General features: G+C 69.7%; 10 protein-coding genes and 1 tRNA gene. 2 read left to right on the top strand and 9 right to left on the bottom strand.

What is annotated here, in order from left to right:
* Window positions 1-2 precede the first annotated feature (2 nt).
* Complete coding sequence (locus tag AB0L91_RS13770) at window positions 3-1,367, top strand: DUF1214 domain-containing protein (protein WP_365009865.1); 1,365 nt, start codon at window positions 3-5, stop codon at window positions 1,365-1,367.
* A 49-nt stretch (window positions 1,368-1,416) separates the two neighbouring features.
* Here AB0L91_RS13770 and AB0L91_RS13765 read toward each other — a convergent pair.
* From AB0L91_RS13765 to AB0L91_RS13750, 4 genes are all read right to left on the bottom strand, one after another.
* Window positions 1,417-1,492, bottom strand: a tRNA-Thr gene (locus AB0L91_RS13765).
* A gap of 57 nt (window positions 1,493-1,549) precedes the next feature.
* Window positions 1,550-2,749 carry a DNA polymerase III subunit delta' gene (locus AB0L91_RS13760; RefSeq protein WP_357346038.1) on the bottom strand — a complete coding sequence of 400 codons (1,200 nt, stop codon included), beginning with the start codon at window positions 2,747-2,749 and terminating at the stop codon, window positions 1,550-1,552.
* A gap of 247 nt (window positions 2,750-2,996) precedes the next feature.
* Window positions 2,997-5,882 (bottom strand): type I DNA topoisomerase, encoded by a 2,886-nt coding sequence (gene topA / locus AB0L91_RS13755; RefSeq protein ID WP_357346606.1) that lies wholly within the window; start codon window positions 5,880-5,882, stop codon window positions 2,997-2,999.
* Between the two features lie 312 nt (window positions 5,883-6,194).
* A complete protein-coding gene (locus tag AB0L91_RS13750) occupies window positions 6,195-6,401 on the bottom strand; it encodes a cold-shock protein (RefSeq protein ID WP_019044597.1) in 207 nt (68 codons plus the stop codon).
* A gap of 434 nt (window positions 6,402-6,835) precedes the next feature.
* On the opposite strand from AB0L91_RS13750, the gene AB0L91_RS13745 reads away from it, so the two are divergent.
* Window positions 6,836-9,226, top strand: coding sequence for a DEAD/DEAH box helicase (locus AB0L91_RS13745; RefSeq protein WP_365009863.1), 2,391 nt, complete (start codon window positions 6,836-6,838; stop codon window positions 9,224-9,226).
* Window positions 9,227-9,525: 299 nt separating this feature from the next.
* Here AB0L91_RS13745 and AB0L91_RS13740 read toward each other — a convergent pair whose 3' ends face one another.
* The 5 genes from AB0L91_RS13740 to AB0L91_RS13720 form a co-directional block, all read right to left on the bottom strand.
* Window positions 9,526-9,903, bottom strand: a complete 378-nt coding sequence (locus AB0L91_RS13740) for an Rv3654c family TadE-like protein (protein WP_365009861.1) — start codon at window positions 9,901-9,903, stop codon at window positions 9,526-9,528.
* On the bottom strand, window positions 9,900-10,214 hold the full coding sequence (locus AB0L91_RS13735) for a TadE family type IV pilus minor pilin (RefSeq protein WP_357346032.1): 315 nt from the start codon (window positions 10,212-10,214) through the stop codon (window positions 9,900-9,902). The genes AB0L91_RS13740 and AB0L91_RS13735 overlap by 4 nt, the downstream gene beginning before the upstream one ends.
* 41 nt (window positions 10,215-10,255) lie before the next feature.
* Window positions 10,256-10,465 (bottom strand): DUF4244 domain-containing protein, encoded by a 210-nt coding sequence (locus AB0L91_RS13730; RefSeq protein WP_365009859.1) that lies wholly within the window; start codon window positions 10,463-10,465, stop codon window positions 10,256-10,258.
* Between the two features lie 72 nt (window positions 10,466-10,537).
* Window positions 10,538-11,158: a type II secretion system F family protein gene (locus tag AB0L91_RS13725; RefSeq protein ID WP_365011296.1), complete on the bottom strand. Its 621-nt coding sequence runs from the start codon at window positions 11,156-11,158 to the stop codon at window positions 10,538-10,540.
* A 210-nt stretch (window positions 11,159-11,368) separates the two neighbouring features.
* Window positions 11,369-12,157, bottom strand: a complete 789-nt coding sequence (locus AB0L91_RS13720) for a type II secretion system F family protein (RefSeq protein ID WP_365009858.1) — start codon at window positions 12,155-12,157, stop codon at window positions 11,369-11,371.
* Window positions 12,158-12,938 lie beyond the last annotated feature (781 nt).

Raw genomic sequence — 12,938 nt, 5'->3', positions numbered from 1 at the left:
GGATGTCAGCTCCGCGGAACTTCGCGAGTCAGCAGGTCACCCCGGCCTATGCCGCCACAGTGGGACGCACCGCGTATCTGTGGGGCTGGCCGCTGGTCAACATCCACAACCGGTTGACGCTGATGGCGAAGCTGCCCGGCCCCGGCCTGCTGGCGGGCATCGTGCCCGCCGGTCCGCCCGGCACCCTCGGGATGCTGCACGACTACATCCGCCCGGAGGAGCGCGTCGTCGCCTGCCCGAACCAGGACGTGGTCTACGGCTTCGGCCTCGTCGACGCCGAACGCGGACCGTCGGTGATCCAGATCCCGGAGTTCGGTGATCGGTTCTGGGTCTATCAGATCGTCGATCAGCGCACCGATTCCTTCGTGGAGCTCGGCCGGATGTACGGGACCGAGCCGGGCTTCTACCTCCTCGCCCACACCACCTGGGACGGCGCGGTGCCCGCGGGCATCACCGGCGTCTTCCGCCACGACACCCGGCTCGGCGTCGCCATTCCGCGCGTCTTCCTCGACGACACCCCCGAGGACCGCGCGGCCATCGCGCCGCTGGTGAATCGGATCAGCATGTATCCGCTGTCCGATTTCGACGGCGTCACCAAGGTGACCGACTGGTCGACTGTGCCGTCCTTCGGCGGCGGAGGCAGCACGAGCGGCGAGGCCGAGACCCAGTGGGTCGATCCGGCGACCTTCTTCACCATCCTCCCGCAGGTACTCGACGAGGTTCCGCCGCTGCCGGGCGAGGAGGCCCTGTACACGTGGCTGCGCTCGATCGTCGACGCCGCCGACCGCGATCCCGCCGTCGCCGACGCCCTCACCCAGGCCGCGCTCGCGGCCGACGAGGTGGTCACCGAGCTGTTCCAGTTCCGCAATATCGGCCTGCCGGTCGCCGACCACTGGACCACCCAGCGCAACGGCGCCGCCTTCGGCACCGACTACCTCTCCCGCACCGCGATCGGCAAGTCCAACATCTTCGTCAACACCCCCAACGAAACCGCCTACTACTACCAGGATCTCGACGCCGACGGCGACCGCCTGCACGGCGCGAACACCTACACCGTGCACTTCGCCGCGGGCCAGGTCCCCCCGGTCCGCGGCTTCTGGTCACTGACCGTCTACAACAAGCACCATTTCTTCCACCCCAACGACCTCGACCGTTACTCCCTCGGCACCAAGAACCAGGACCTGTCCTACGGCGAGGACGGTTCCCTCACCCTCACGGTCGGCAGCAAACCCCCCACCGACCCGACCCACACCACCAACTGGCTTCCCGCCCCCGACGACGAATTCACCGTCTACCTGCGCGCCTACTGGCCCGACGACACCATCCTCGACGGCACCTGGCACCCACCCGCTGTCACCCGCGACTAGAAACGCCACAGGCCCTTTCCCGGAATTCCCAGGAAAGGGCCTGTGACTGTGGAGCCGCCTGGGGGAATCGAACCCCCGACCTTTTCATTACGAGTGAAGCGCTCTACCGACTGAGCTAAGGCGGCGTGCCGTCAGGCGACGCGAGTCTATCGCGGGAACGGCCGGAACGCGAAAACGGGTGGTCAGGTGGAGCGGGCGGCGATCAGGGTGGCGACCATGGCGGCGACGGCGAAACGGGGTTTCACGTTGAGGTCGAGGGCTTCCCGGCATGCCAGGACGGCGTCGATGCTGCGGAGCAGGCCCTCGGGGCGGACGTTGGTGGCGAGGTCGGTGATCTCGTCGGCCATGTCGGGGTGGGTGAGGGTGATGGGGACACCGCGGCCGGCGAAGCGCATGGCGAGGGCGTCGCGGTACATCCCGGCGACGTCGATGAGGGCGCGGTCGAGGGCGTCGCGGCCGGTGCGGGTGGCGCGGGACTTCTGGCGGCGCTCGAGTTCCTTGAGCACGCCCGCCGAGCCGCGGGTCGCCGAGGCCGCGCCCTTGCCGGTGCCGCCCGCGCCGAGGGCGGTGGCGAGTTCGTCGCGTTCGCGGTCGTCGCGTTCGGCGCTCATCTGCTTGGCTTCGTCGTCGGCCGATTTCACCAGCTCGTCGGCGGCGGCGTAGGCCGCGCCCGGCCGTTCGGTGGCGCCGACCAGGGCCAGTGCCCGCTGACGTCGCTTGCGCGCGTCCTCGTCGGTGGCGAGCCGACGCGCCCGGCCGACGTGCCCACCGCTCACCGCGGCCGCCCAGTCGGCGGTCTTGCCGTCGAGCTGATCCCGCTCGCGCAGGACCTGGGCGATGGCGGGGACCGACGGCGTCACCAGGTGCACGTGCCTGCACCGCGAGCGCAGGGTGACGGAGATGTCCTCGGGATCGACCGACGGCGCGCAGAGCAGGAACACGGTCCGGTCCGGCGGCTCCTCGACGACCTTCAGCAGCACATTGCCCGCCGCCTCGGTGAGGCGATCCGCGTCCTCGACCACCACGACCTGCCAGCGTCCGGTGCTCGGCCGCCGGGACGCGACCTGCACGATCTCGCGCATCTCCTTGGTGCTGATGCTCAGCCCCTCGGGGACGACGCGCCGCACGTCACCATGCGTACCGGCCATCGTGGTCGTGCACGCGTGGCATCGACCACATCCGACGGTGTCGGGGTCGGTGCATTGCAGCGCGGCGGCGAAGCACAGCGCCGCGACCGACCGACCGGATCCGGGCGGACCCGTGAACAGCCACGAATGCGTCATCGCCCCGGTCACGACGCCCGCGCGGGCCGCCGTCGCGGCAGCCGTCAGCTCGGCCTCGACCACGTCCTGGCCGACCAGTCGATCGAAGACACCTGCCACGCGCTACACCCTAGCCGCGCGGTCCGACACCGATCCGAACGGCCGGACCGCCCGCAGCCGGACACGCGGATTCGGCACCAGGACTGCCGGCCGCGCCACCGCATCTTCGCCAGCCGTGAGCCTCTGGCGCCGCACACACCGCAATCACAGCCGGACAGAGGGCAAGCGGCTGTACGGCCGACGCGCACCGGGCGGCAGCGAATCGACCAGCCTCCGCCGGGTGCGTGCCGCCCCGCGCCGCTCGGTGTCAGTCCGCTTCGGTACCAGCGGTTTTCGCCGCCGCCTTCTTCGCCGGTGCCTTCTTGGCTGCGGTCTTCTTCGCCGCGGTCTTCTTGGCGACCGTCTTCGTCGCCGTCTTCGTCGCGGTCGACTTGGCCGCCGTCTTCTTCGCCGGCGCCTTCTTGGCCGCCTTCTTCGCGGTGGTCTTCTTCGCCGCCTTCTTCACCGGACCGCGGGCCCGGCGATCGGCGAGCAGCTCGGACGCGCGCTCGTCGGTGATCGACTCGACCTCGTCGCCCTTGCGCAGGCTGGCGTTGGTCTCGCCGTCGGTGACATACGGGCCGAACCGGCCGTCCTTGATCACCATCGGCTTGTTCGTCGCCGAGTCGTTGCCCAGTTCGCGCAGCGGGGCCGCGCTCGCCGCCTGCCGACCGCGCCGCTTCGGCTCGGCGTAGAGCTTCAGCGCCTCGTCGAGGGTGACGGAGAACAGCTGGTCCTCGGTCGCCAGCGACCGCGAATCGGTGCCCTTCTTCAGGTAGGGCCCGTACCGGCCGTTCTGCGCGGTGATCTCCTCGCCCGAGGCCGGGTCGTTGCCGACCACGCGGGGCAGCGAGAGCAGCTTGAGCGCGTCGTCGAGGGTGATCGTCGCCAGATCCATCGACTTGAACAGCGAGCCGGTGCGCGGCTTGACCTCGGCCGCCTTCTTGGTGGTCTTCTTCGCCGGGGTCGCGGCCGGGTCGGGCGCGGGGGGCTCGGGCAGGATCTCGGTGACATACGGGCCGAAACGGCCCTCCTTGGCGACGATCTCGTGCCCCGACACCGGGTCGACGCCGAGCGAACGGCCCTCCTGCGGCGTCGAGAACAGCTTCTCGGCGACCTCGGGCGTCAGCTCGTCCGGCGGCAGATCGTCGGGCAGGTTCGCCCGCTGCGACACCGGATCACCGTCCGGGTCATCGGGATTGACGACCATCCGCTCCAGGTACGGACCGAACCGGCCGACGCGGACCACGACATCGCGGCCCTCCTCGTCGACGAACATCTTGATCGAGTTCACTTCGCGGGCGTCGATGTCGTCGAGCTGCTCGCCGACCATCTTCTTCAGGCCGCCCGAGCGCGCCACCGATCCCTCGGCGCCGTGATCGCCACCGAAGTAGAAGCTGGACAACCAGTTTCCGCGCTGTTCGCGGCCACCGGCGATCGCGTCGAGGTCGTCCTCCATCGCGGCGGTGAAGTCGAAGTCGACCAGCCGTCCGAAGTACGCCTCGAGCAGACCGACCACCGCGAACGCCACCCACGACGGCACCAGCGCGCTGCCGCGCTTGTAGACGTAGCCGCGATCGAGGATCGTCTTGATGATCGAGGAGTACGTCGACGGGCGGCCGATGCCGAGCTCTTCGAGCGTCTTGATCAGCGACGCTTCGGTGTAGCGCGCGGGCGGATTGGTGCTGTGCCCGTCCGGGGTGAGCTCGACGGCGGTGACGCCCTGGCCCTCTTCCAGTGCGGGCAAACGCGATTCGGCGTCGTCGGACTGGCCGCCCGCTTCCTCGTCGACACTCTCGACGTAAGCCTTGAGGAAGCCGGGGAAGGTGATCGTGCGACCCGAGGAGGAGAACACGCACTCCTCGCCGGTCCGGGCGGTGCCGGTGATGCGCAGGGTCAGCGTGGTGCCGCGCGCGTCGGCCATCTGCGAGGCGACGGTGCGCTGCCAGATCAGCTCGTAGAGCCGGAACTCGTCCTGGTCGACCTTCGAGGCCAGCTGGCCCGGGGTCATGAACGTGTCGCCGGAGGGGCGGATCGCCTCGTGCGCTTCCTGCGCGTTCTTGACCTTGCGGGTGTACTGGCGCGGCGTCGGCGAGACGTACTCCGCGCCGTAGAGCTGGGTGGCCTGCGACCGCGCGGCGGCGATGGCCGACTCCGACAGCGTGGTCGAGTCGGTACGCATGTAGGTGATGTAACCGTTCTCGTACAGCCGCTGCGCCACCCGCATCGTGCGCTCGGAGGTGAAGCGCAGCTTGCGCCCCGCTTCCTGCTGCAGCGTCGAGGTCATGAACGGCGGGTACGGCTTGCGCGAGTACGGCTTGGCCTCGGCGGAGGAGACCACCAGGTCGGCCCCGTCGAGCGCCTCGGCCAGCCGGCGCGCGTAGGCCTCGTCCAGCACGACCACGCCGGAGGCCGACTTGAGCCGACCATCGGAGCCGAAGTCGCGACCGGAGGCGACCCGGTCGCCCTCGACCTGGACCAGCCGCGCGCCGAAGGTCCGCGGATTGGTCGAATCGGAGTTCTCGTCGACGCCCGCGTCGAGCTTGGCGGCGATATCCCAGTACTCGGCGGAGCGGAACGCCATGCGCTCCCGCTCACGCTGCACGATGACGCGGGTGGCGACGGACTGCACGCGGCCCGCCGACAGGCGCGGCATGACCTTCTTCCACAGCACCGGACTGACTTCGTAGCCGTAGAGGCGGTCCAGGATGCGGCGGGTTTCCTGCGCGTCGACCAGGTCGTTGTCGAGTTCGCGGGTATCGGCGGCGGCCGCGAGGATGGCCGGCTCGGTGATCTCGTGGAAGACCATCCGGCGGACCGGGACCTTCGGCTTGAGCGTCTCGAGCAGGTGCCAGGCGATCGCCTCGCCCTCGCGGTCGGGGTCGGTGGCGAGGTAGAGCTCGTCGGCGTCGGCCAGCAGGCTCTTGAGCTCGGAGACCTTGGCCTTCTTGTCCGGGCTGACGACATAGATCGGCTCGAAGTCGTGATCGACGTCGACGCCGAGGCGCGCCCAGGACTGCCCCTTGTATTTGGCGGGCACGTCGGCCGCGCCGCGCGGCAAGTCACGGATGTGGCCCACCGAAGCCTCGACCGTGTAGTTGCGACCCAGGTAAGGCGCGATCTTGCGGGCCTTCGTCGGGGACTCGACGATCACGAGACGACGCAGGGGACGCCCCTGGTCGGCTGAACTGCGGTCTCGTGTTGCCACCGGCGAACACCTTCCTTCTATATCCGCGCGTCGGGAGGTCCGCTCGGTGCGCGGCTGGGGCAGACGGCGCGACGTTCGGACATCGCCACCAGTGACGTTTATACCTTGCGCACTTGGGTAGCTGCGTCCACGGCGGCTGGCGCCGCGGGTTTCCGGCCTCTTCGGCCTGGAGAACTTCTGGGCGACCTTACCCCTGAAATGGCTCGTCCCCCACCTCCGCGCAGGAGGTGGGGGACGGGCGTTGATTCGATTCGCAGCTCAGGAGAGCGCGCGAACGCCGGTGGCCTGCGGGCCCTTGGTGCCCTGGCCGACCTCGAACTCGACCTTCTGGTTCTCCTCGAGGGTACGGAAGCCCGTGCCCTGGATCTCCGAGTAGTGGACGAAGACGTCAGCGGAGCCGTCCTCGGGCGCGATGAAGCCGAACCCCTTCTCCGCGTTGAACCACTTCACAGTTCCCTGTGCCATTCTGTTCCTTCTCTTTCTTACCGGAACGGCGGACAACTGGGTTCGTCCACCGGGTCCGTTCCGACCGCTGTACTGTTGGTCCCCCTGCAAGGAAAGCCTGAGCACGGCGTTCGCAACATCGATCCTGCTGATGGTTTGGACTTTCGATCCGTCCCTCGAACACAGAAGCTTGCGACCGAGACCCAGTGAACCATGTCCACGAGCAATTCAACAGTCGAGTTACCGACAATTTGCAAAATTCTTGATCTTGCGAATGCGCAGGTGAGGGAGAGATTGGGTGAATCCGTACTTCCAGTCTGTTTGCTTCACGATAACCGGGTGAGCTTCCAGCAAACCTGCTGTGACCCAGGTCGCTATTGGGTTACGAAATCGCAGGTAGCGCTCGCCGCACACACACGTTTCACACTTCCGGCGTGGCGCGAGAGGGCTATGGGATGAATCCGGCAGAGCGGACCGAGGTCCAGCCGACAGCTATCGGCGAGAGCTACGGGCGATCGTTGCTGAATCGTGTCCTGGTCGAGGCGGCGTCCGGCGGCGACCCGCTGACCCATGTCGCCGAGCTGCCCGCCCGGCCCGCGCGCACCACCGATTGGCCGGACTGGGTGCCATCCGCGCTGGTCACAGCGTTGGATGCGGCCGGGATCGAGCGCCCGTGGGACCACCAGACCCGGACCGCCGAGCTGGCGGCGGCCGGAAAGCACGTCGTCGTCAGCACCGGGACCGCCTCCGGGAAATCTCTCGGCTATCTGCTGCCGGTGCTCACCGCGCTGCACGACGACCCGCGCGCGACCGCGCTGTACCTGTCCCCCACCAAGGCGCTCGGCGCCGATCAGCTGCGCGCGGTCGGTGCGCTGATCCACGACAATCCCCTGCGTGAGGCCCATCCGGCGAGCTACGACGGGGACACACCCGCCGAGATCAGGCAGTGGGTCCGGGCCAACGCCCGGTGGATCTTCACCAATCCCGACATGCTGCACGTCGGGATGCTGAGTTCGCATCAGCGCTGGGCGCGCGTGCTGCGCAATCTTCGCTATGTGGTGGTCGACGAATGCCACTCCTACCGGGGCGTGTTCGGTTCGCACGTCGCCCTTGTACTGCGCAGACTGCGCCGGCTCGCCGCGTTCTACGGTGCCGACCCGGTGTTCATCCTGTGCTCGGCCACCAGCGCCGACCCCGGCGCGTCGGCGAGCAGGCTGATCGGGGCGCCGGTCACCGCCGTCACCGAGGACGCCTCGCCGCACGGTGCCAGGACCGTCGCGCTCTGGGAGCCGCCCTTGAGCACGGCCGTGACCGGCGAGAACGGCGCACCCGTGCGCCGGACCGCGACCGGCGAGGCCGCCAAGATCATGGCGAGCCTGGTGGCCGAGGGCGCCAGGACGCTCACCTTCGTCCGCTCGCGCCGGGGCGCCGAGCTGATCGCGCTCGACGCCCGGCGTGTCCTCGCCGAACGAGCTCCTGAACTGCAGGAACGGGTCGCGGCCTACCGCGCGGGCTACCTGGCCGAGGACCGCAGGGAGCTGGAACGATCGCTGTCGGAGGGCACGCTGCTCGGCGCGGCCAGCACCAACGCGCTCGAGCTCGGTGTCGATATCGCCGGTCTGGACGCCGTGGTCATCGCGGGTTTTCCCGGTACCGTCGCCTCGTTCTGGCAGCAGGCGGGGCGCGCGGGCAGGCGATTGCAGGGCTCGCTCGTCGTGCTCGTCGCCACCGACGATCCGCTCGACACCTACCTCGTCCACCATCCGGACGCCCTGCTCGCCCGGCCGATCGAGGCCACCATCACCGACCCGTACAACCCCTACGTCCTCGGGCCCCAACTGCTGTGCGCGGCCATGGAACTGCCGCTCACCGACGCCGAGGTGACCGAGCTCAGAGCCGACGCCGTGCTCGCCGACCTGGCCGACGAGGGCTTGATCCGGCATCGTCCCGGCCCCCGCGGCGCGCCGGGCCGCTGGCACGTCACCGCACACACCCATCCACACGACGCGGTGGATGTGCGCGGTGGCCTCGGCACGCCGGTGGCCATCGTCGACGCCGAATCCGGGCGTCTGCTCGGCACCGCCGACGCGGGCCGGGCGCCCGCCACCCTGCACAACGGCGCCGTCCACCTGCACCAGGGCGAGACCTACCTGGTCGACGAACTCGACCTCGACGGCGGCGTCGCCTTCGTCAACGAGGTGGACCCCGGCTTCACCACCAGCGCACGGCAGGTCACCTCGATCACCATCGAAGCGATGACCGAAGAGCGCGTATTCGGTGCCGTCACCACCGCATCCGCGCAGGTCGCGGTCACCCATCAGGTCGTCGGCTACCTCCGCACGCTGGTCACCGGCGAGGTACTCGACCAGGTCGAGCTCGATCTGCCCGCCCAGACCCTGCACACCAAGGCCGTCCTCTATACCGTCACGCCCACGCTGCTCGCCGCCGCCGGAATCACCGACGACGAGCTCCCCGGGGCACTCCACGCCGCCGAGCACGCCGCGATCGGCATGCTGCCGCTGGTCGCCGGCTGCGACCGCTGGGACATCGGCGGGGTCTCGATCGCCGAGCATCCCGACACCGGCGCGCCGACCGTGTTCGTCTACGACGGGCAACCCGGCGGCGCGGGCTTCGCCGAGCGAGGATTCGCCCAGCTGGACGCCTGGCTGGCCGCCACGCTCAGCGTCATCCGCAGCTGCGGCTGCCAGGACGGGTGCCCGTCGTGCGTGCAGTCACCCAAGTGCGGCAACGGGAACAACCCGCTGGACAAGGACGCGGCGGAACGGCTCCTGGTGGCCGTCCTGGGCGAGTTGCGGGCACACCCCGGCACGACAGCGGATTCGTAATACCGACACGCCGGTGACGTGACCGGCGCTACACCCCACTGCGAGAATGCTGGTCGCTCGACCATTTTTCCGTTGACCAGCGACGACGCCGCCCCGGGTCGGTCGCCCTCGAATAAAAAGGATGACTCTTCTGTTAACTGACGCATTGCCGACGGGCGCCCGCGAGTAGGCCACATCATTATTTTCGTTTAGTTCTCTCCTCATAAAAGAATGTGCATGGAATTCCGGGAATAGCGCTCGACGGAATTACGGATTAGTTCGGTGCGGAACAACCACCGACCAGTGATAACACTTCCGTGTCACACACTCTCATCCACCGGACCCGCCCGCGCGGCGGCCGCGACCATACGCACGCCGAACACTCCGAATGCCGCATTCGCTTCCACCACGACCACCACATCCCACTGCTCGACCACACACCGCGCCACCCGCACACCCATCCGTCGGCCGACCTCAGCGGCCTCGGCACAGGCCGCCTCGGCACCCTCGGCCAACACACTCGCCGCACCCAGCGCACCGAGGTCGGCCGCCGCCTGCGCCCGATGCCGGGCGACCACCACCACGCCCACCTGACCGATCACGAGGGTCAGCGCGATCAGCCCGGCGAGCGCCACGCACGCGAACACCGTCGCCCCGCCGGCCTCCCCGGCGAGCCACCGCGCTCGCGCCCAGGTCATCGACCGACTCCCGGCTCGGTGACCGCGACTGCCTCGGCGCGCAATCGCAGACCGGGAAGGAGTGCGGTGCCCGCGCCGACGACCGCCACCACACGGTCACCCTCGTGGCGGATCTCGACCGTCGCCCCGGGCGGTGCGACCGTCCGGGCCGCCGCGACAGCGTTCGTCGCGTCGCCACGGGCGGTCAACCTCGCCGCCTCGCGGGCCGCGTCGACACAACGCACCTGGGTCGACGCGGCAAGCAGAGCTCCGACGCACAGCACCACCACCGACACCAGCGCGGCAAGGGCGATGGCGGCCTCGACCGTCACCGCACCCGCGTCATCACTGAGACTACCTGTGCCGCAACGATTTACACATTCGTGTTGAGTGCCTTGTCGATGATCTGGGTCAACGCGTTGACGATGCTGTCCCCCGTCACCACCCCGTAGAGCACCGCACCGAACGCGGCCGCCGCGATGGTGCCGATCGCGTACTCCGCGGTGGACATGCCGTCGTCGTCGATCAGCAGGCGCATGATCCGTGCCCGCGCTCCTATATATACGGCGCGTACGAACGTCATCGTGATCCCCTCTCCTTCCACACCACCCGGCCGATCCGCGTGGTGACGTTTCGCCGGCCTCGGCGAGGCCGGTCACAGCAGGCCGCCGTCGCCGAGGACCCGGTCCGCCAGGCCGATCACGACGGGAACAATGCCGAGGCAGACGAAGGCGGGCAGGAAGCACAGCCCGAGCGGCCCACCGATCAGCACGCCCGCCCGCTCCGCCCGCGCGACCGCGGCGTCCTCCACCGCCTCGCGCCGCTGGCCCGCCAGTTCGCCGACAGCAGCCGCCAGCGAGGAACCGGAGCGCGCGGACCGCCGCGCCAACCTCGCGAGTGATTCCACCTCGTCCGCACCGGCCGACCCGACCGCGTCCGCCGCGGCTCGCTCCCAGGCCGTCGCCGCATCCGCACCGAGCGCCAGCAGATCGGCTGCCCGGAGCAGCGCGGCCCGCAGCACCGGCGGCGCGGTCCCCGCACTGGCCCGCGCGGCCGCGGCCATCGGCAATCCCGCCCGCAGACACGCCGCCAGCAGATCGAACGCCGACGCCGACCCCAGCGGATCCGCTTTCGCCTTCCCCCGACCCGCCTCCGGCACCTCCGCCGGCGCAGGCCCGAGCGCCCGCACCCGCCGACTGACCGCCACCCGTGCCGGCAGCAAGGCCACCGCCATCGCGGCCACCAGCAGCGCGGCAGGCGGTGGCGGCCCTTCCATGTAGTGCACAGCAGTCCTCCCCACGATGTTTCCCGAATCAACCCAGGGCCCGAACACTCCTTCCGTCAACGCATTACGCGAGGGCGGAGACGATCGAAAGCGCGGACGCGGCGCTCAACTCGCCTACCCACACCAGTGGTCGGTGTGGGCAAGTCCCGCGCGCCGGAGCTAGAAGACGCCCGCTGTTCGGGGAGCCCGGGTCCAGGGGTGTCACGCGGTTCCTCGGCGGGTGATGACATCTGTCCACAGCAATCCACAGCAGGCCAAGCCTGCGCCTAGTGGCAGGAGCAGTTCGCCTGCGGCGGAGCCGAAGAGCACCGACAGTGGTGCGGCGCCCATGAGCTGGCCGAGGCCGATGCCGACCAGGGGTAGGCCGGCGAGGACCGTGGCGGAGGCGCGGGCGCCGGCGAGGGCGGCTTCGGTGCGGTCGCGGAAGCGGATGCGGCCGAGCAGGTCGGTCCTGGCGGCGGACAGCAGTTCCGCCAGGGCGAGGCCGTGCTCCTCGGCGACCCGCCAGGCGGTGGCGACCCGCGACAGTTCCTCGGCGACCGGCGACTCCGGGTGCAGCCAGCCGTCGGCCCCGGATCCGCCGAGCCTGCTGCGGCCCGCGCTGATCGCGAGCACCCGGGCCGATTCCCCACGGGACTCCGCGGCCGCGGCTTCGGCGGCAGCGCTCGGATGCGCGCCGACCCGCAGTTCACCGACGACCGCCTCCAGACCGGCCAGGAGATGGCCGCACTCCGTCCGGCGCACACGCTCACCATGACCGCGCCGATTCCGCACCGCGACGGTGACGCCCACCATGAGCACCGCCAGCCCCGTCCCGATCCCCAGCGCGAATGCCGTGCACCCCAAGCCGATTCCCGCAACCAACACCACCGGTATCCGCCGTATCGCGCGCGTCCCGCCCGCATCGAACAACCGCCGAAAACGCCGCCGACCGCCAGCGGCGGGAAGCAGCAGCACCGCCACCGCACAACAGAGCAGTACGACCGCCATCGCCACCTCCGTGCCGTTCTGTCGTCGATTCCACGTCCGGTACCGAAGTCACCTCCCCAGCCGACGAGGGCGGTGAATCGCGCGACGCCACGGGCAGGGGTCCGGTCGGCGACGGCAGCGCGGCCGAACCGGCCGAACCGGCAAGCATCCAGGTCGGGGGCGGAGCGAGCGGGGTTGTCCGCGCCGGGAGCCTCCCCCGCGTAGTCCCGCCGGACCGCACCGCTCCTGCCACCGTGAACGCGACATCGAAAGCCAACTCCCCTAAGGGATCCGGTCCGCCTTCGATCGGCGATCCCGACGCTGCGCCACGAAGGGCGCGTAGGCCGCAGCGGCGCCCGCGATGGCGAGGGCTCGCGTCCGCAGCGACGAGGAACGTGTGCGACGCAGTGTGATACCGCCGCGACGTATCACCTGGGTCTACTCGCATACGCCGAGCCAACGGTGTCGCACACAGTTCCAGGCTCGGTACCGCCGGCGGCGGGCACACATCATCGACAGGGACCCCGACAGCAGATTCCCTGCCGCCCTGTCGCCCGCGACTCGAAAGTAATTCCTGCAGTGACACTCTCAACGTCCGCACCCCACGCTTCACCGCACCGCTCAGGTGAACCGATCGCCTCGACCGATGTGTACTGCGTGCGCCACTACCCCGCTCCCTCCTGGCCCGCACCCGACTTCGCTTGCCATCCACCGCGAAGGCGGTATCGGTACGAACCGGCCACACGCCCGTAGTCGTAGCCGACAATCCAGGCTCACAGCGAGACCAGGCACCGCCGCGATC

It is taken from the genome of Nocardia sp. NPDC051833, from assembly GCF_040681225.1.
In the GTDB taxonomy this organism is placed as follows: Bacteria; Actinomycetota; Actinomycetes; order Mycobacteriales; family Mycobacteriaceae; genus Nocardia.
This window is presented reverse-complemented; position numbering and strand designations above follow the sequence as displayed.